The sequence below is a fragment of the Pseudomonas sp. Y39-6 genome (assembly GCF_023651955.1).
GTDB lineage: Bacteria > Pseudomonadota > Gammaproteobacteria > Pseudomonadales > Pseudomonadaceae > Aquipseudomonas > Aquipseudomonas veronii.
In genome coordinates, this window is record NZ_CP069594.1 from 851,819 (window position 1) to 870,026 (window position 18,208).

At 59.3% G+C, this 18,208-nt stretch carries 21 protein-coding genes; 10 read left to right on the forward strand and 11 right to left on the reverse strand.

Translation table 11 applies throughout. The features are described 5' to 3' along the window. Window position 1: 1 nt before the first annotated feature. From sctS to sctU, 3 genes are read left to right on the forward strand one after another with little or no spacing between them, the layout of a single operon-like run. A complete protein-coding gene (gene sctS / locus JN756_RS03705) occupies window positions 2–265 on the forward strand; it encodes a type III secretion system export apparatus subunit SctS (RefSeq protein ID WP_017844422.1) in 264 nt (87 codons plus the stop codon). A gap of 9 nt (window positions 266–274) precedes the next feature. Beyond that, window positions 275–1,063 (forward strand): type III secretion system export apparatus subunit SctT, encoded by a 789-nt coding sequence (gene sctT, locus JN756_RS03710; RefSeq protein ID WP_017844421.1) that lies wholly within the window; start codon window positions 275–277, stop codon window positions 1,061–1,063. After that, complete coding sequence (gene sctU / locus JN756_RS03715; RefSeq protein ID WP_017844420.1) at window positions 1,060–2,157, forward strand: type III secretion system export apparatus subunit SctU; 1,098 nt, start codon at window positions 1,060–1,062, stop codon at window positions 2,155–2,157. The genes sctT and sctU overlap by 4 nt, the downstream gene beginning before the upstream one ends. On the opposite strand, the gene JN756_RS03720 is transcribed toward sctU, so the two are convergent. From JN756_RS03720 to JN756_RS03770, 11 genes are all read right to left on the reverse strand, one after another. Next, the gene (locus JN756_RS03720) at window positions 2,158–2,529 is read right to left on the reverse strand and encodes a hypothetical protein (protein ID WP_017844419.1); all 372 of its coding nucleotides are present in this window, start codon (window positions 2,527–2,529) and stop codon (window positions 2,158–2,160) included. Continuing rightward, window positions 2,526–2,729 (reverse strand): HrpT family type III secretion system protein, encoded by a 204-nt coding sequence (hrpT, locus tag JN756_RS03725; RefSeq protein ID WP_108525284.1) that lies wholly within the window; start codon window positions 2,727–2,729, stop codon window positions 2,526–2,528. Before hrpT ends, JN756_RS03720 begins: the two co-directional genes overlap by 4 nt. Then, window positions 2,726–4,867, reverse strand: a complete 2,142-nt coding sequence (gene sctC, locus JN756_RS03730; protein WP_201021790.1) for a type III secretion system outer membrane ring subunit SctC — start codon at window positions 4,865–4,867, stop codon at window positions 2,726–2,728. Before sctC ends, hrpT begins: the two co-directional genes overlap by 4 nt. Before the next feature lie 14 nt (window positions 4,868–4,881). Continuing rightward, window positions 4,882–5,229 carry a type III secretion protein gene (locus tag JN756_RS03735; protein WP_250690868.1) on the reverse strand — a complete coding sequence of 116 codons (348 nt, stop codon included), beginning with the start codon at window positions 5,227–5,229 and terminating at the stop codon, window positions 4,882–4,884. 46 nt (window positions 5,230–5,275) lie between these two features. After that, complete coding sequence (locus tag JN756_RS03740; RefSeq protein WP_026139725.1) at window positions 5,276–5,494, reverse strand: hypothetical protein; 219 nt, start codon at window positions 5,492–5,494, stop codon at window positions 5,276–5,278. 86 nt (window positions 5,495–5,580) lie between these two features. Beyond that, window positions 5,581–6,177, reverse strand: coding sequence for a type III secretion system stator protein SctL (sctL, locus tag JN756_RS03745; RefSeq protein WP_201021791.1), 597 nt, complete (start codon window positions 6,175–6,177; stop codon window positions 5,581–5,583). Between the two features lie 2 nt (window positions 6,178–6,179). Next, window positions 6,180–6,737 (reverse strand): hypothetical protein, encoded by a 558-nt coding sequence (locus JN756_RS03750; protein WP_046488039.1) that lies wholly within the window; start codon window positions 6,735–6,737, stop codon window positions 6,180–6,182. Beyond that, window positions 6,730–7,536: a type III secretion system inner membrane ring lipoprotein SctJ gene (gene sctJ / locus JN756_RS03755; protein WP_046384769.1), complete on the reverse strand. Its 807-nt coding sequence runs from the start codon at window positions 7,534–7,536 to the stop codon at window positions 6,730–6,732. The genes JN756_RS03750 and sctJ overlap by 8 nt, the downstream gene beginning before the upstream one ends. Before the next feature lie 6 nt (window positions 7,537–7,542). Next, the gene (locus JN756_RS03760) at window positions 7,543–7,905 is read right to left on the reverse strand and encodes a hypothetical protein (protein WP_232925850.1); all 363 of its coding nucleotides are present in this window, start codon (window positions 7,903–7,905) and stop codon (window positions 7,543–7,545) included. 111 nt (window positions 7,906–8,016) lie between these two features. Continuing rightward, complete coding sequence (locus JN756_RS03765; RefSeq protein WP_017844410.1) at window positions 8,017–8,220, reverse strand: hypothetical protein; 204 nt, start codon at window positions 8,218–8,220, stop codon at window positions 8,017–8,019. A 180-nt stretch (window positions 8,221–8,400) separates the two neighbouring features. Continuing rightward, entirely contained in the window at window positions 8,401–9,327 is a 927-nt protein-coding gene (locus JN756_RS03770) for a sigma 54-interacting transcriptional regulator (RefSeq protein WP_017844409.1), read from the reverse strand. Window positions 9,328–9,888: 561 nt separating this feature from the next. Between JN756_RS03770 and JN756_RS03775 the strand changes: the two genes are divergently transcribed. The 7 genes from JN756_RS03775 to JN756_RS03805 all read left to right on the forward strand — a co-directional run bounded on the left by JN756_RS03775 (window position 9,889) and on the right by JN756_RS03805 (window position 18,189). After that, window positions 9,889–11,166: a cystathionine gamma-synthase family protein gene (locus JN756_RS03775; protein WP_201021792.1), complete on the forward strand. Its 1,278-nt coding sequence runs from the start codon at window positions 9,889–9,891 to the stop codon at window positions 11,164–11,166. Window positions 11,167–11,317: 151 nt separating this feature from the next. Further along, window positions 11,318–12,748, forward strand: a complete 1,431-nt coding sequence (locus JN756_RS03780; RefSeq protein WP_046384766.1) for an amino acid permease — start codon at window positions 11,318–11,320, stop codon at window positions 12,746–12,748. A 51-nt stretch (window positions 12,749–12,799) separates the two neighbouring features. Next, a complete protein-coding gene (locus JN756_RS03785) occupies window positions 12,800–13,690 on the forward strand; it encodes a LysR substrate-binding domain-containing protein (protein WP_046384765.1) in 891 nt (296 codons plus the stop codon). A 16-nt stretch (window positions 13,691–13,706) separates the two neighbouring features. Then, entirely contained in the window at window positions 13,707–15,086 is a 1,380-nt protein-coding gene (gene thrC, locus JN756_RS03790) for a threonine synthase (protein ID WP_046384764.1), read from the forward strand. Window positions 15,087–15,108: 22 nt separating this feature from the next. Beyond that, window positions 15,109–15,546, forward strand: coding sequence for an Lrp/AsnC family transcriptional regulator (locus tag JN756_RS03795; RefSeq protein ID WP_046384763.1), 438 nt, complete (start codon window positions 15,109–15,111; stop codon window positions 15,544–15,546). 176 nt (window positions 15,547–15,722) lie between these two features. Beyond that, entirely contained in the window at window positions 15,723–16,766 is a 1,044-nt protein-coding gene (locus JN756_RS03800; protein WP_046384762.1) for a homoserine dehydrogenase, read from the forward strand. 10 nt (window positions 16,767–16,776) lie between these two features. Then, window positions 16,777–18,189: an aldehyde dehydrogenase family protein gene (locus tag JN756_RS03805; RefSeq protein WP_046384761.1), complete on the forward strand. Its 1,413-nt coding sequence runs from the start codon at window positions 16,777–16,779 to the stop codon at window positions 18,187–18,189. Window positions 18,190–18,208 lie beyond the last annotated feature (19 nt).

Sequence of the window (18,208 nt, forward strand, 5' to 3'; positions counted from 1 at the left end):
TATGGAACCGATCGTACTGTTCAAACAGGGCATGCTGCTGGTGGTGGTGCTGACGGCGCCGCCGCTGATTGTCGCGGTGATCGTGGGCGTCCTGACGTCACTGATCCAGGCGCTGATGCAGATACAAGACCAGACGCTGCCTTTCGGCGTCAAGCTGGTCGCCGTTGGCGTCACGTTGGTGGTGACCGGGCGTTGGATTGGCCTGGAGTTGGTCCAGTTGATCAACCTGACGTTCGACATGATCGCCCGTTCGGCCTTGAATTGAGGCGTGCCCATGCTGCTCTATCTTGATTTACTGCCAAGCCTGCTGATTGGCATGGCACGCATCTACCCCTGCGCTTTTCTGGTCGCGGCGTTCTGTTTCCAGCACATTCGCGGCATGCCCAGGCACGCCGTGGTGATGGTCATGGCGTTGATGCCTGCGCCGGGTATTCATGCGGCGCTGATGGGGCAGGAACTCTCCGCGATGATGTTGGGCGCATTGGTGCTCAAAGAGGCGATCCTGGGCGTTTTGCTGGGGGTGTTGCTGTCGATGCCGTTCTGGATGTTCGAGTCGGTCGGGGCGCTGTTGGACAACCAGCGCGGGGCTTTGGCCGGCGGTCAACTCAACCCGTCGCTGGGCCCCGACGCCACGCCGATCGGGCATTTGTTCAAGCAACTGGCGATTTTTTTATTGATGGCCAGCCTGGGCCTGGGCGCGCTGACCCAGGTGATCTGGGACAGCTACCTGATCTGGCCGCCGACCGTGTGGTTTCCGTTGCCGGCGGCCAATGGCCTCAGTGTGTTTGTCGAGTTGGTCGGCGACACCTTCACTCACATGATGCTGTACGCCGCGCCCTTTATCGCCGTACTGCTGTTGCTCGAGTTCGGCGTGGCACTGTTGGGGATCTACAGCCCGCAACTGCAGGTGAGTACGCTGGCCCCGCCGATCAAATGCCTGGCCGGCATCGGTATTCTGCTGCTGTATTTCGCCCTGCTGCAGGACTTGATCGTCGGGCGCATGGCGCTGCTGAGTGACCTCAAGCATTCCCTGGGCCTGCTGTTCAAGGGGCCTTTTACATGAGTGACTCAGGGGAAAAGAAACACCCCGCCAGTGCCAAGAAACTGCGTGACCAGCGCAAGAAAGGCCAAGTCGCGCAGAGCCAGGACGTGGGTAAGTTGCTGGTACTGACGGCCTTGAGCGAGATCGCCTTGTTCACGGCCGACACCAGCATGCAGCGCTTCCAGCAGATGATCGCACTGCCGCTGGCGCGCATAGGGCAACCCTTTGCGCGCGCCCTGGAAGAAGTGCTGACGGAGGCGCTGGTGTTGTTTTTCTCCTTCGGCCTGCTGATGGTCGGGGTCGCGATCGGGGTGAAACTGATTAGCAGTTGGATGCAGTTCGGCTTGCTGTTCGCCCCCGAATCCCTGAAGTTGGACTTCAACCGGCTGAACCCGCTCACCCAGCTCAAGCAGATGTTCTCCGCCCAATCCCTCATGAACTTGTTGATGGGCATCGGCAAGTCATTGCTCCTGGGCTTGATACTGTACGTGGTGATTGGCCCGTCGCTGGGCGCCCTGATTAACCTTGCCAACAGCGATCTGCAAAGCTACATCCTCGCGCTGATCACACTCTTTCGGCACTTGTTGCATGCGTGTCTGGGGGTGCTGCTGGTGCTGGCGCTTATCGACCTGACGTTGCAGAAGTACTTTTTTGCCAAGCGCATGCGTATGACTCAGGTCGAGGTGGTCAAAGAGTACAAAGACATGGAGGGCGATCCCCACGTCAAGGGCCAGCGGCGCTCGTTGGCCTATCAATTGGCCCAGGAAGAACCCAAGGTCAAGCTGCCCAAGCTGGAGGAGTCGGACATGCTGGTGGTCAACCCGACGCACTTTGCCGTCGCGTTGTATTACCGCCCCGGCCAAACGCCGCTGCCGAAACTGGTGGCCAAGGGCACGGACGCGAATGCGCGTAAGCTGATTGATCGAGCCAAGGCGGCGGATGTCCCGGTGATTCAATGCGTATGGTTGGCCCGCACGCTGTACGAGGCAAAACTGGGGGCGGGCATTCCGCGCGAGACCTTGCACGCGGTGGCGTTGATCTACCGTACCTTGCGCGACCTCGACGATGAGGCCAAGCGTGAAACCCTCGAGTTGCCGGAGCTGGAGCAGCGCTGATCAGCGGTTGGCGAAACCATCCAAGGCGTCGAGGTCGGCCAGCGACAGCATTCGGCTGAGGACTTGATCCACGGCCTGAAGCTCGGCGGGCAGGGCGTGCCAGATCACCAGTGCGCCCTGGGCATCGAGGTAGATATAGCAGCCATCAAATACCACTGCCTGATCGAAGCGGCGTTCCAGCACGCGTTGCAGTTGCCCGGCTTGCAAGGCCGCCTGGCTGATGTGCAATGCCAACCCCGGGCGGGCGTTGGCGTGCCGTGTGTGCAGGGCGATGCCCAGGCACAACGGCAGGTGAGCGGCATCGCCGCTCACCAGGCTATCGAAGAATGCCTGCCGATGCCGCTCATCGTCCGGCACCCTCCCGGCGTTCATCGTTCCAGCGACACCGTTTGATAGTCCGAACGCTCCCCGGCCGGGCCGGGTTCGACGCGCATGTGCGGCGGCCACCAGATCACCAATTTATCGCTGGTCGATTGTGGGCGTGAGCAGGAGTCCCCTTTGCAGGTCGGGGTGCAACCGCTGATGAACAACGCGGCAATCATCAGGGTGGCGCACAACAGTCTTGGCTTCATGGCGTGGTCTTCCGGGTTGGCGTGAGCAGGGACGGGCGCGGCACACTCAGGTGTTCATCCTTCACCACCGGGCGCATGGCGATGAACACTTCGGCTTCTTCGCCCGGCTTGAGCCAGGCGCGTGGCCAGACGGTGACCGCCAGGGTCTCGGAGTTGCTGCATTCTTTTTCATCGATGCGGACATTGCGCTTGTACTGATTGCGCAGCACCACCACTGCCACGTTGAACTGCGGGCCGGCATACCACTGGCTGCGCTCGGTATTGAGCGCCAATAGCTCGCGAGGGGTACACAACGTGTTCAACGCCAGCGGCATCGGTGCGGCCTTGAAGGCTTTGGGCACTTGCCCGCTGACCAGATGCGCCAGGATGCTGGTGATGTCGCTGCGGTTGATCACCGGCTGATGTGGGGCCAAGCGCCGTGCCAGGGGTTTGAGTGCGGCCTGCAACTCGCTCTGGTCGGCCTGCGGCAAGTAACGTGATGGGTCGGACTGATCGCCGATCACGCGCGGGGTGAGAATGAACAAACGTTCGCGCCGGTTGTTCTGGCGTTCCGTCGAAGAGAACAGCGCTTTGCCCAGCAACGGAATGTCCCCCAGCAAGGGGATCTTGTTTTGCTTGTCCGCGCTGTTCGTTACATGGAAACCGCCCACCACCAGGGAGCGTTTTTCCGCCATGACGGCCTGGGTGCTGACCTTGCCTCGACGCACATCGGGGCCGATGCGTTCGGGGTTGGACTCGTCGAAGTTACCGTCTTCGATGTCCACCGCCAGGTGGATCTGATGGCCACCGCGGCTGGTGATGACGCGAGGCACGACCTGGAAACTGGTGCCGACGGTGATCGGCAGGATGGTCGCGTTCTCGCTGCCGGCCGTCAGGTACTGGGTGCGGTTGAAGTCGATCACCGCCGGTTGGTTTTCCAGGGTGAGCACCGATGGGTTGGAGACCATGGTTGCCAGCCCGCGCGCTTCCAGGGCGCGCACGTCGGCGTAAAAGCGGTCGCGGTTTTCGATCGACAATTGTGATGAGGTGCCGGGCGCCATGTTGACCCCGCCGCGGAAGCGACTGTTTTGAAAGCCCCAGTTGACGCCGAACTCACGTAATTGGGTGCGTTCGATGTCGAGGATGATGGCGTCGATTTCCACCAGTTTGCGCGCCACGTCGAGCTGACTGATCAGCTCGCGGTACATCCCCTGACGCTCCGGCAGGTCATAGATCAGAATCGCGTTGTTGCGCACATCGGCCTCGACGCGGATTCGGCTGGGGTTGACCGGCGCCCGCGACGTCAGCGCTATGCCGGCGTCCACCGGCCCGGTTGGCGCGGGTGTGCCGAGCATCTGCCCCAGCAGCGGGTTGCTCAGGCGCGGGAACGCCGGCATCAGGGGCGCGGGCTGGGACTGCGCGGGGGAGCGCTGAGTCATGCCGGTGAGCATCGCGGGATTGCGTGGGTCGAGCAGCCCGCGCAGCATGGTAGCCACGCCGGGGATGGTGATTCTTTCGTTGCGGTATTCCATTTGGCGGTCCGCGGCGTTGGCGAACTTGAGCGGATAGCTCAACACGCTCTGCTTTTCGTCCGGTGAACGGCGCTGGCTGCTGAACTGCTTGATCTGTTCGATATAGCGCCGGGGGCCGGAGACCAGGACGACACCGTCCTCCGGCAATTCGCCCCAGCCGAAACGACTGTCGAGCAGGCCGATATCGGTCAGCGCCTGCTTGAGGTCGGCAATGGTTTCGGACGACACCTCCAGGCGTGCGGACTCTTGCTGGTCGAGGGTGCTGATGTGCAGGGTGTTGTTGTAGAGATACCACTGGAAGCGGTGTTCAACGCCCAGCCTGTCGAGCAGCGACTGCGGGGTATTGGCGCGTATCTTGCCGTTGACGTTGCCCTCCAGCAGGCCCTCGATCTGGAGTTGGGTGCCGAAGGTCTGGGCAAAATCTTCCAGGACTTCACGTAACGGCTTGTGCTGGGCTTCATAGGCGTATGCCGTGTTCTTCCATTCGGCGGGGATGGCGGCGAGGGCGCCTGGCGCCGGGGCCAGCAAGCAGGTCAGGGCGATCAGGCACCGCCAATCGGCGCGTCTGGATGAAGTTTCGGGCGGGTCAATGCGCAAGCTGTCGCGCTTGTGGATCTTGTTATGCATAGAAGCTTCTCTGATTAGTACAGCAACGAACGTAGGGAGGTGGGGTTGCGTCGAGGCGCCGATCTGTGGAGGCGCGCGACGGTGGCGCGCCAGGTATCGCGTTGGTTGAGCAGGGACTCGAGGCAGAGCTGCAGCTGCTGTTCGTCGTGCTTGTCATGCAGGCAATGCATCAGCCAGAGCGCGCCACTGGCCGGCGCCTGGGCGAGAGCGCCTGGAAAGTGTTCCAGGCTGACCTCGCCCAGTCGCAGCCAGCTCAGCAGCAATGATTTGTCCGGGCGAAGTGGCGTCAACTGGACACTGAGCAACAGGCTGTTCGAACAATGACGCAGGATAATTTCGTCATTGTTTTCGAATAACCTCAATTCTCCGGAGCCGCGTTTCAAACACTCGGCCAGCAGCGCGTTCAAGTTACTGACCGCTATCCAGGCCTGACTTCAGGAGCATATGTTTGACGCGGGCATGCTCATTGAAGACGTATTCGGAAGTTCGATGCTTGGCGACAAGATCGAAAAAAAAGGCAAGGTCTTCTTCAGACCCGGAATTGGTTTCTGCGGCGAGGTTGAGGTCACGTTTAACCTCCCTTGCGTCGTTTAAAAGCCGATTGCTGTAACCGTCGTAATAGTTCATGGATTCACTCCGTTGGGATGTTCTCCTTTTTGGTTTGTATTTCGAATTGGTTCCATGTGCGGCAATTTTTATTTCATGAAGTGTGTTTAAAACCCGTTGTCTGAAGGGCTGTCATCGGGCTTCATGAAAATATTGATCAAGGACGTCCAGTCAATCCGGAAGTCCCCTTCTTCGGTGGTCAATATGAGCGATTGCAGTTTGATCGTATCGTCGGCGCGCAGTGTCCAGTGCGTGCTGCCGCGGTTGGTCAGGCATGCCCGCACCGCCTCCAATTCGAGCGGGTGGCAAACCAATGTTGCCTTCACCGCTGGCACATGGCTCGCCAGTAATTGCTTGATCAGGGCGGCCATGCGTTGGGGGTCGGGGGTGTCTTCTAGCAGCAGGTGAATGGCCTGGTTGGCGATCGAGGTGGCGTATTGTTCAAGGCTGTCGCACAGGGCCTGACGCTCGATTTCCCAGCGTTTGAGTTGTGCATTGGCACGTTGCCATACTTCAACGCTGACTTTTTCCAGCAGCGCTTCACGTTGGGTGTGTGCCGTCTTCAGCAACTGCCTGGCCTCGGCTTTTGCCTGGTCCACCACATTGCTGGCCTGGGTATAGCTCGCCAGTGTTTCGCAAGAGATCAGGCTCCCCGGCAGGGGCGGCGCGCCCCCGGGCGAGCTGATTTTATATCGGCATAACATCGTTAATCTCCGTGCCCCTCTGAGGCGGCAGCGCTACTGTTCCTGTTCATCGCGCCAATGCGCCACGCCACCGCATGCCAAAGGGTATCGAGGCGGCTATGGGAGTCGCCGAGCGACAGGGCTTTTTCGTCCAGATCCAAAATGCGCCGGCGCGCAAAACGCAACCGGATGCGCTGCCAGGTGGCCGGCGTGACCCAGGCGCGGAGCAATTGCAGCGGGTCATTATCGGGTTGCACCATATCCAGGGGCAGGGCCTTGGCCAGCCTGTTGCACCATTGCCGATGGTTGTCATCGAGTGCGGTGGCATAGGCGGGACGGCAGATGCCGTCAATCAGGGCGAGCCCCAGGTCGAGTTGATCCGTGGGGGCGAGTGCCAGTTGCAGGAGTGCGGGGTCGGGCATTGGCGGCAGGCAAGGGGCAACGCCATAAGGCGTGCCCGTGACGACCTGCCGGCTGCGGTGCAGCTCATTCAGCGCGGCGTGTTGAACGGGGGCTTTCCAGTCTTCGTGGGCACACAACCAGGGCGCGGACCACCATTGGGCCCATGAGAGATTACTCATTGCGGGCCTGGACAGGCGCATCCGGGGATGGGCCGTCTGACAGCGCGTCTGCGGCTCTTTGTGTGCGTTTATGCCAGAACATGCCCGCCGCGATCATCAGCGCCAGGGCGATCAGCCCGAATGTCACACTGGCCCGCCAAAAACCGATGTCATCTCCCGGAACCAGGAACGGCCCGAAGTAAGCCAACCGTTGCTGCTCTAAGTAAGCGGTTGCCGGCACGAAGACGACCGTCAGTTTTTGCGGGTTTTCCACCGCGGCGGTCATCCCCGGAATACTGCTTGCAACCATCCTGCGCACCCGGGCCCTGATATTGTCGGGGTCGAGTCGCGGGTCATGCTTGATGAACACCGAGGCGGAGGCGGGTTGTACCGGTTCCCCCGGAGCGACGCGCTCGGGCAGCACCACGTGTACGCGAGCCACGATGACGCCATCAATGTTCGACAGCGTGGTCTCCAGCTCCTGGGACAGGGCATAGATGTAGCGTGCTCGTTCTTCAAGCGGCGTGGAAATAACCCCCTCTTTGCGAAAGGTGTCGCCCAGCGTCGCGCGCGCGACCCGCGGGAGGCCGGCGGCCTCCAGCGTTCGCACAGCGCGGCCGATATCGGTTGAGTTGACCACCACCACAACGCCATCTTTCGCGGGAACCTTGGTGGCGCGGATATGTTTGTCCGCCAGTTCCGCAACGACCTCATTGGCCTCTTGTTCGGTTAACTGACGATGAAGTTCGACACGGTCACTGCAGGCATTGAGCAAGAATGAGAGCGACAGGATTACTAGGATAAGCCACGGGCGAGTCATGTTGGCCTACTGGAGGTTGCTGATTTTATCGATGCACTGCGCGGTTTTACCGACGCTCTTCGACAACATATGCGTCAGCAGGAGTGCGTCGGAAAGTTGCCCCGGGTATTTTCGCGCCTCTTCCAGTTTGTTCTTGCTGCTTAATGCCCGCAGGCTTTTGGTCATACGCTCAGTCATGGAATTGAGCTTGCCTGCGGCTTCGGAAAGCACATTCGGTGGCAGCGCATGATCGACCGCGGTATTCGCAACTGGGGAAGGCATGAGCGTTGAGTTGAAAAAGCTGACATCGGTGGCCGAGTGGGAGGCCTCCTGTATGCCCGAGGTGCCAGGGAGTTGATTGATTTCAGTCGTGCGGATGCTGCCTATCATCATGTTGCCCTGTCAGATAAGGGTTAGAAGATGAGCGTGTATATGACAACGCTCGTGGCGGTATGGCCTTCCCGGCATCGACTGTCGAGAAGGCCAGCAAGCGTTCAGCTATTACAGGCGGAGCATGTCAGCGGCTGCTTTAATACCGTTGGTATTAGCGTTCTCTGCTGCTTTATATGCGTTTTTTACGCCATCTTTGCGCTTCTTTGATTCTACAGCCTCCATACCAGCATCTGCCTCATCAGCAGACATATTGTTGGCGTCACCGCCACCATAGGAGGCGCCAGAATACGAGCCAATCGAACCGATAGTCATGTTGTTTTCTCCGTGCTTAACGTTAGTTTCACTGGAGTCAGCGATACATCAAAAGACGCTGTTGCACACCTGTATCGCTGTTCCATGACTTATGTGGCTAAACGGATTCATGCGTTCCATATGTTGCGGGAAGGTATGTTTCAAAAGATGTTATTGCGTTAACAGGGGCGGCACCCTGTTTCAGTTGAGTGATATTCCCAAATGCTTTATTCGGTGGTACAGCGTTCGCTTGGCGACGCCTAAAGCGATTGCCACACTGTCCACACAGTGGTCGTGTTGACGAAGCGATTCTTCAATCAACGATTTCTCCATCTGTTGCAATCGTGTCTTCAGGTTCAATTCAAGTTCATGTCGGTTGATCACCGCGGTGGATAACGGCGGCAGGCCCAACACGAATCGCTTGGCCGTCGAGCGCAGTTCGCGCACGTTGCCCTTCCACGGGTGGCACAGCAGTTGTTGCAATAACTGCTTGCTGGGGGGCGACGGCGCGGCGAGCCGGAAGTGATCGGCCTCTTGCTCAATCATGTCCAGGAACAAGGGAATGATCCGCTCTCGCCGATCCCGTAAGGCTGGAAGGTGGATATTGACCACATTCAGACGGAAGTAGAGGTCGCGTCGGAAAGTGCCTTGCTCGACCATTTCGTGCAAGGCGTGCTGGGCCGAGGCGATCACACGCATGTCTACCGGGATAAATCGTGTAGACCCCAGGCGTTCGACCCCGCGTGATTCCAGTACACGTAACAGCTTGGCTTGCAGCGACAGCGGCATGCTGTCGATTTCGTCGAGGTATAGGGTGCCCAGATGGGCGGCTTCGACAAACCCCGCGCGCGATTGCATGGCGCCCGTGTAGGCGCCGCTGTTGACACCGAACAGTTGGCTTTCGGCCAGGGTTTCCGGGATGGCGGCACAGTTAACTGCAACGAAGTTTCCTTTGCGACGAGACAGCTGATGGATGCGTTGCGCCAACGTATCTTTACCTGTGCCGGTTTCTCCCAAGAGGAGAATATCGATATCGAGAACGGCCGTATTGTTCACGGTCGTTTCGATGGCCGGGCAATCGCTAAAGGTCATGTCCGTTATAAGAACGTTTTCGCAGAGCGTCGACATCGTGTTGTGCTCCGATACTGTTGCCACTTCAGGGAGGGCAATTAACCTATGGGCCGGCACGCAGTTAAACAGGAAAGCTTAGTGTTGTCATGATGCGCTGCTTGAGCTGTAGAGTCGCTCGGGTATTTGAATCGCAAGAACTATGAAGGTGCAAGTGCTGCTCGTGGTAGTTGCCCGTGGTTAGTGTAAGATAAATCTTAGAGTGATGAAGAATAGTTGGGAAGTTTGATGGGGATGCAGTTATGTTGCGGTGTGTGTTCTAGAATTCTCGTTATTTTATAATGTGTGGCGATGTTTCACTATCTTGATGCGTCGCCCTTTTATTGTTCGGCTTCTACCGCAATCAACGTTTGCACGTTAAATGAGCCGGCTAGACAACCCGCTGCCCGCACAAAAAACCACCAGGGCTGGACCCCCTCACCCCGCACATGGATAGCCATTAAAAAAAACAGCCCTTTGGCACCGATAACATCGTTTCTCGGGCGCACGGGTTTTCAATATATTGGCCGCCAGATCCGATTAATGATTCAACATTCACCACTCTCAGTGCGAGTAGTCTTAATGAACAATAAACCTGACAGCACAAGGCTTGAAAATGCCGGAGCGGGGACCCGGGCGGTCTGGGGTGGGGAGCAAGTCAGGCACCCCTACAATGCCACTCAAACACCTATCGTGGTCAGTGCCGCTTACGGTTACGACGACATCGACGTCTGGTACGACGTTGCTCAGGGCAATGCTCCGGGCTTTATCTACAGCCGCATGAGCAACCCGACGGTCGAGACCCTCGAAGCCAAAATCCGCGAGTTGGAACATGCTGAGTCCGCCGTGGCCTTCAGCAGTGGCATGGCGGCGATCAGCAGTGTGCTTTACACCTTCCTGGCCCACGGCAATCGTGTGGTGTCCACTAAGGACAGCTATGGCGGAACCAACAAGATTTTCGAAGAGTTCCTGCCGCGCATGGGCGTCGAGGTGACCTTGTGCGAGACGTTCGATCACGAGGAGATCGAGCGTGAAATCGCCAAAGGCTGCCAGTTGGTGTACCTGGAAACACCGACCAACCCGACCCTGAAAATCCTCGATATCCAGCGTCTGGTGGCTGCGGCCAAGCGCGTCGGTGCCGTGGTGGTGGCGGACAACACCTTTGCCACGCCGCTGAATCAAAACCCACTGGCGCTGGGCGTGGACGTGGTCATCCACAGCGCGACCAAGTTCCTCAGTGGTCATGGCGATGTGCTCGGCGGCCTGGTATGCGGCAGCGAATCGTTGATGGCCAAGGTTCGTCATTACCGGGAAATCAACGGTGCGACGCTCGATCCCTTCTCGGCCTACATGATCATCCGCGGCATGAAAACGCTGGTGCTGCGCCTGCGTCAGCAGCAACACAGTGCCCGTGCCCTGGCAGAGTTCCTCTGCACCGAACCGTTGGTGGCGTCGGTGAATTATCCCGGCTTGACCAGCCACCCGAACCACGCTGTGGCGTGTGCGCAAATGTCCGGTTTCGGTGCCATCGTCAGTTTTGTCCTGGTCGGTGGCATGGACACGGTCAAGGTGCTGTTGCCGCGCCTGCGCTTTGCTCACTGCGCGGGCAATCTGGGCGCGGTGGAAACCATTTACGGTCCGGCGCGGACCACCAGCCATGTGGAGAACACGCTGGAGGAGCGTCTGGCCCTGGGTATCTCCGAAGGGCTGGTACGCGTCTCCGTCGGCATCGAAGACACCGATGATTTGCTCGACGATCTGCAGCAGGCGTTTGCCTTTGTCAGGCATTCACGGGATGAACAGCTACCAGCAAGCAAACAGCCCTCAATCAATGAAACATGCACTGAGGTAGCCAGTTGAAGTTTTAACGTTACTCCCTCACGACAGGGCCGTTAGTGAGGCGTTCATGAAGCGGAATAATAATAAAACCCAGTGGCGACATTTTTTGACTCTGCCCAGTAACTCCGCGCAGACGTTAATGCGTGCCCCGCCAACTTTCATGAGAACAACCATGTCCATACAAGAACAGCAAATCAACCCGCGTGCCAGTTTCAAACAGGAAATGCAGACGCGCCATATTGTCATGTTGGCATTGGGCGGCGTGATTGGTACCGGGCTGTTTCTCACGTCCGGATACACCGTTAACCAGGCCGGTCCGTTAGGTGCGGTCATTGCTTACATCATCGGCGCCCTCATGGTCTACATGGTCATGATGTGCCTGGGCGAGTTGGCGGTGCAGATGCCGGAAACCGGCTCCTTCAGCACCTACGCCACGCGCTTTCTTGGCCCAGGTACCGGCTACACCGTGGCCTGGCTGTATTGGCTGACGTGGACCGTGGCCATCGGCTCGGAATTCACCGCCGCCGGTATTCTTATGGTGCGCTGGTTCCCGGACACGCCGGTGTGGATCTGGAGTGCGCTGTTCGCTGGCGTGGTGTTCCTGACCAACGTGATCTCGGTGCGTTTGTTTGCCGAGACCGAGTTCTGGTTGTCCTTGATCAAAGTAGTGACGGTGGTGGTGTTCCTGATAATCGGCGGCGGGGCGATTCTCGGCCTGTTGCATATCGATCAGGCGCACAGTGCCGGCCTGGGTAACTTCACCCGCGAGGGCTTGTTCCCCACCGGTTTCATGTCGATTGCCATGACCCTGTTGGCGGTGTCCTTCGCCTTCTCCGGTACGGAGTTGATCGGTATCGCTGCCGGTGAAACCAAGGACCCTCAGCGCAATGTGCCGCGGGCCATTCGCACTACCGTGTTGCGTCTGGCGATCTTTTTCGTCGGCACCATTTTCGTCCTGGCGACGCTGTTGCCCCGCGAGCAGGCCGGTTTGGTGGAGAGTCCGTTCGTCACTGTATTTACCTACATCGGCATTCCTTACTCCGCCGACATCATGAACTTCGTGATCATCACGGCGCTGTTGTCTGCGGCCAACTCCGGGTTGTACGCCGCTTCGCGGATGCTCTGGACCTTAAGCGATCAGGGACACCTGCCTAAGCAGTTCTCTAACCTGACCCGCACGGGGACGCCGTTGAATGCCATCGTATTGAGCATGTTCGGCGGCGGTGCCTCGTTGCTCAGTAGTGTGTTTGCCGCTGACACCGTCTATCTGGCGCTGGTGTCGATTTCCGGGCTGGCGGTAGTGGTGGTGTGGATGAGCATCGCCGCGAGCCAGATCGCATTCCGCCGTCACTATGTGGCCAATGGCGGTGATGTCCGCGACCTCAAGTTCCGCGTCCGGGGTTATCCGTGGGTACCTCTGGGAGCGCTGGCCTGCTGCAGCCTGGCCTGCGTCGGGATCGCTTTCGACCCCGAGCAGCGGGTGGCGCTGTACTTCGGTTTGCCATTCATCGCCTGGTGCTACTTCGTGTATTACATTACCCGCAAGAGCCGCGAGCGACGCTTGTCGCTTGCCCCCTTGGCACAACCGTCCGATGCATTCTAGGCAGGGTGGGCAAGCGTGCTCGGTGCGGGGGGCGTCAATGAGGTCCAGACCATGAAGCAAAAGCCGTTACCCCCATTGAACTGGCTGCGGGCATTCGAGGTGTCTGCCCGCTGTCTGAACTTTACCCACGCCGCCGAGGAACTGTTTTTGACCCAGGGCGCGGTCAGCCAGCAGATCCGCCAATTGGAAAGCCATCTGGGGGTGGCGCTGTTCAAGCGCTTGCCCCGTGGCTTGGGGCTGACCGAGGAAGGCCAAGCCTATCTGCCGGTGGTGCAGGATGCGATCACTCGGCTGGCGGTGGGGACCAACGAGATTTTTGGCCAACACAAACGCCGACCGATCAAGGTGCGTGGCAGCCTGGCGTTTTTCGTACATTGGCTGGCGCCCAAATTGGTCGACTTTCGTCAGGCTCATCCCCATGTCTACATCCGCTATATCAGCAACATTTGGGTCAAGGAGCTGGATGGCGAAGACGATATGGAAATTCGTTGGGGTCATGGTCAATGGCCCGGCCTGGTCTCGCAACGCCTGACCTGGGACACCTTGTTTCCGGTCTGCTCGCCCGCCCTGATGGCGCGCTCGCCGCTGAAGGTCGCGGCCGACGTGGCTCACCATCCGTTGCTGCACGTTCTGGGTTACGAAGAGGGCTGGGGTTACTGGTTGAACATGGTCGGAGCGGACACCGTCGATTCGTCGACCGGCATGCAGTTCGACACGCTGATCTGCACGTTGCGCATGGCCGAGTTGGGGCAGGGGATTGCCCTGGCCCGCTCCTCAATGGTCGACGAGATGCTCCAGGACGGGCGTCTGGTTGAACCCTTCGCCCAGCGCATCGAAGCCAGCGAATCGTTTTATCTGGTACGCGGTTCGGGGGCCGACCAGCATCCCGACGCGGTCATGTTTTCTACCTGGCTGGTCGAGCAGGCACATCGTTACAAATGAATGGCCGGAGTCAACCATGCACTATGTGAGTACGCGAAGTTCGGCCATGCAGGTCGATTTCGAAAAGGTCGTGTTATCCGGTATTGCCGAGGACGGCGGACTGTTCGTGCCCTTCGAGTTGCCGCTGTTCGAACCCCAGGACATGGCCAATTGGTCGATCTTGCCGTATGACGAACTGGCCTATCGGGTCATGAGTCCGTTTGTGGGTGGGGCCATCCCTGAGGTGGATCTCAAGCGCATGCTCAAAGAGGCGAGCAGCCGCTTCAGTCATCGCTCCGTGGCGCCCTTGCATCAGGTCGACCGCAACGAGTGGGTGCTGGAGCTGTTCCACGGACCTACCCGTTCCTCGAAGGATTTTGCCGCCCAGTTGCAGGCGCAGTTGGTGCAGTATTTTCTGCACAAACGCCAGCGACGCGCGGTGGTGCTCGGGGCTACCAACGGTGATACCGGGCTGGCGGCCATCGAGGCGTTCAAGCACTGTAACGACACCGTCGTGGTGGTGCTCTATCCGGCATCCGGCGTACCACAGAATCAGTTGCAGCATCTGCAGGCGGTGGCTCACCCGAATGTCCACACGTTCGCGGTCAACGGTAGCTTCGATGAGTGCCAGACCATCGTGAACCGGCTGTTCCGGCAGTGGCCATGCACGCAGCACGAGGCAGTCAGTTTCAACTCCAGCAACTGGGTCAGTGTGTTGGCGCAACTGGTGTTTTATTTCCACGCCGTGCTGCAACTGGGAGGCGCTCAGCGTCTGATTGGTTTCAGCGTGCCCGCCGCGAGTTTTGCCGAGGTATATGCCGGTTACATTGCGCAGAAAATGGGCCTGCCGATCACCCAGATGATCGTTGCGACCAATCAGAACGACGCATTGCATCAGTTGTTTCTGAAAAACCACTACTCCAGGTTGCGAACCAACAAGACGTTGTCGCCGGCCATGGACCTGTCGATTTTTTCCAACCTTGAACGTTTCCTCTGGGAGCTCTACGGGCATGACGATCAGGCGGTGAGCGCGCTGATGGCAGCGTTCGAATCCAGCGGCGAGATGACCATCGCCAACGAGTTCTGGTTGCAGGCGCGGATGATCATCGACTCCTACGCGGTCAGCGATGACGAAACCCTGCAGGAAATGACCTCGCTGTACCGTGACACCGGTTACGTCATTGATCCTCACACCGCCACCGGCGTCCTGGCAGCTCGACTGTACCGCCGCAGCCTGGTCGCGCCGATGGTCACCCTGGGGGAAATCTCACCGGCCAAATCTACCGTGCTGCTCGGCGAACTGGGGATCGGTGCGCCGGCGCAACACAGCCCGCTCGCGGAGCAGGGATCGGCACAGCATTACCGGATTCAACCGGACGACCTCGACACCATCCATCAGCTGCTCGGCGCGCTGTGACGGCGTTGCCGCAGGAGGTCAAGTGAAGCGCATTCTGGACCCGCTCGATGAACGTATCATCGCTGAGCTGCGGCTCAATGCCCGGGCGGCCCACGCCGAGCTGGCGACCAAGGTCAATCTGTCGCGCAATGCCGTGCGCCAACGGATCGAACGGCTCGAGCGCGACGGTGCGATACAGGGGTATACGGTGCGAACGGGGGAGGGGCGACAAGCCTCTTCGAGCATCAATGCGGTGATTTTTGTCTATCGCTACGACCGCATGCGCGGCGCGGATGTGCTGCAGGCTTTGCGGGCAATACCGGAAGTCATCGAGTGCGATGTCATGAGCGGCGAGTTCGACCTGATGCTGCGCGTCGGCGCTGCGAGCCCGGAGCGGGTGCATAAGGTCTGGAATGAAATCTCCGCGCTGCCGGGCGTGGAAAACACGGTGACTTCATTCGTTTTATCGTCTGTTGTCTAGCCGGTTTTTTGTTGTGAAAAAGTCAACTTCGGTTGGCTTTTTTTATGCCCGGACGCTTTGCCCAGGCACTGGTCAAAACGCCCATGAAATAGAGCAAATTGGCATATTTCACTGCCTAGGACGTGTCCCTAATCTAGTGCCCAACAACCCATCACCCAGATCAAGGACAATAAAAAATGACTGAATACAAACTGGCGCTGGTCGGCTTCGGTGGTGTCAACCGGGCGCTGGCTCAGCTGATTGCCGAGCGTAACGACAGTTGGAAAAACGAACTGGGTTTTACCCTGAAAATCGTCGGCGTCACTGATCTGTTCCTCGGTTCGGTGATCGGTCGCGACGGGTTGGATGCCGCGTTGCTGGCCAATCTTCCAGCGGTCAAGGGCGCTTTCGCGCAACTGCCGGGGGGCGAAGCCGTAGCCCTCAACGAAGCGGTGATCAAGGCGTCCGGTGCGGACATCATTGCCGAAGCGACCTTTACCAACCCGGTGGATGGTGAGCCGGCTACTTCGTTCTGCCGCTGGGCGCTGGAGAACGGCAAACATGTGGTCACCACCAACAAGGGACCGATTGCCCTGCACGGTGGCGAGCTGAAAGACCTGGCCCAGCGCAATAACGTCGTCTTTGAATACGAAGGTTCGGTGATGAGCGGCACACCGGTGATCCGCCTGGCCAGGCAGTTGCTGGCGGGCAGTTCGGTTGTCGGTTTCGAGGGGATTCTCAACGGCACGTCCAACTTCGTCCTGACCCGCATGGAAGGCGGCCTGGGTTTCGCCGAGGCGGTCAGTGAGGCACAGGCATTGGGGTATGCCGAAGCCGACCCAACGGCGGACGTCGAGGGGCATGATGTACGTCTGAAGGTGGTGATTCTGGCCAACGAGCTGCTGGACGCCAAGCTGAACGTCAACGATGTCAGTTGCAGCGGTATTTCCTCACTTGGCCTTGGCGACATCGAAAAAGCCCGGCAGGACGGAGCACGCTGGAGGCTTATCGGCGCGGCCACGCGTCATGCCGATGGTTCGGTCAGTGCCAGTGTCGAGCCGCGCCTGTTGAACCATGATCATCCGCTGGCCGGTATCTGCGGCGCCACCAATGCCGTGTCGTTCGCCACCGATTTGCTCGGCGCTGTGACGGTTTCGGGGCCGGGAGCTGGGCGCACGGAAACAGCGTTTGCGTTGCTGTCGGACATCATCAGCATCCATCAGTCTGTTGCGCACAACTAGGAGAACGCCTGTGAAACTATCGAGTCTTGCGCTGGCTGCCGTGGCGCCGCACATCGAAGTCTTCAACCCCTTTGACGGGACTGTTATCGGGACCGTAGCGGATGTTTGTGCATCGCAGGTGCCGCAGTTGCTGGTGCAGGGTCGCAGCGGTGCACAAGCCTGCGCCGAACTACCGCGTCATCGTCGGGCACGCATTCTCGAACAGGCCGCCTTGCACATCGAACGCGATGCCCCGGCATTTGCCCGGCTGATTGTCGACGAAGCCGGCAAGACCCTCAAACAGGCGGAAAAAGAGGTCAAACGCTGCGTCAACACCCTCAAGCTTTCTGCCGAAGAGGCCAGGCGCAATGCCGGGGAAGTGGTGCCTTTCGATGCCTATGAGGGCTCCGAGTCGCGCCAGGGCTGGTTCTCCCGCGAGCCGCTGGGCCTGATCGTCGCGATCACCCCGTACAACGATCCATTGAATCTGGTGGCGCACAAGCTCGGTCCGGCCATTGCCGGCGGCAACGCGGTGATTCTCAAACCGTCTGAGCTGGCGCCGTTGTCGGCCATCAAATTGGTCTCGTGTCTGGTTAAGGCCGGGTTGCCCGAGTCGGTGGTCACCGTCGCCACCGGCGGCGCGGAACTGGGCAAGGCCTTGGTCGCCTCCCGTGAGGTGCGGATGATTTCCTTTACTGGCGGCTTCGTCACCGGCGAGCAGATTGCCCGCACGGCCGGCCTGAAGAAGCTCGCCATGGACTTGGGCGGCAATGCGCCGGTGATCGTCATGGCGGACTGCAACCTTGCGGCCGCCGTCGACAGTTGCCTGTCCGGGGCTTTCTGGGCGGCGGGACAGAACTGCATCGGCACTCAGCGCCTGCTGATCCAGGCGTCGATCTACGCGCGTTTTCGCGAGCACTTTGTCAGCCTGGCGCAGAAACTGGTGACCGGAGACCCATTGCTTGCCAGCACCGACATCGGCCCGATGATTACCCCCCAAGCGGCGCAGAAGGCCGAGCAAGTGGTAAACGAAGCGTTGGAGGAGGGCGCCAGGTTACTTTGCGGCCACCGGCGCGAGGGCTCGTGCTACGCCGCGACCGTGCTGGAAAATGTCGATCATGCCAGTCGCCTGTGGCGCAACGAAGTGTTTGCCCCAGTGGTCGTGTTGCAGCCTTTCGAAACCTTCGATGAGGCCATCTCGTTGGCCAATGAACCCGATTACAGCCTGCACGCGGGTATCTTCACCAATGATCTGGCGACGGCGATGAGTGCGGCGCGGCGGATCGAGGCGGGTGGCGTGATGATCAACGATTCGTCCGACTATCGTTTCGATGCCATGCCGTTTGGCGGCTCCAAGTACGGCAGCCTCGGCCGGGAAGGGGTGCGCTTTGCCTATGAGGAAATGACCCAGCCCAAGGTGGTGTGTCTGAACACCCTGGGTTAAGCGATTCAAGGCAAATTAA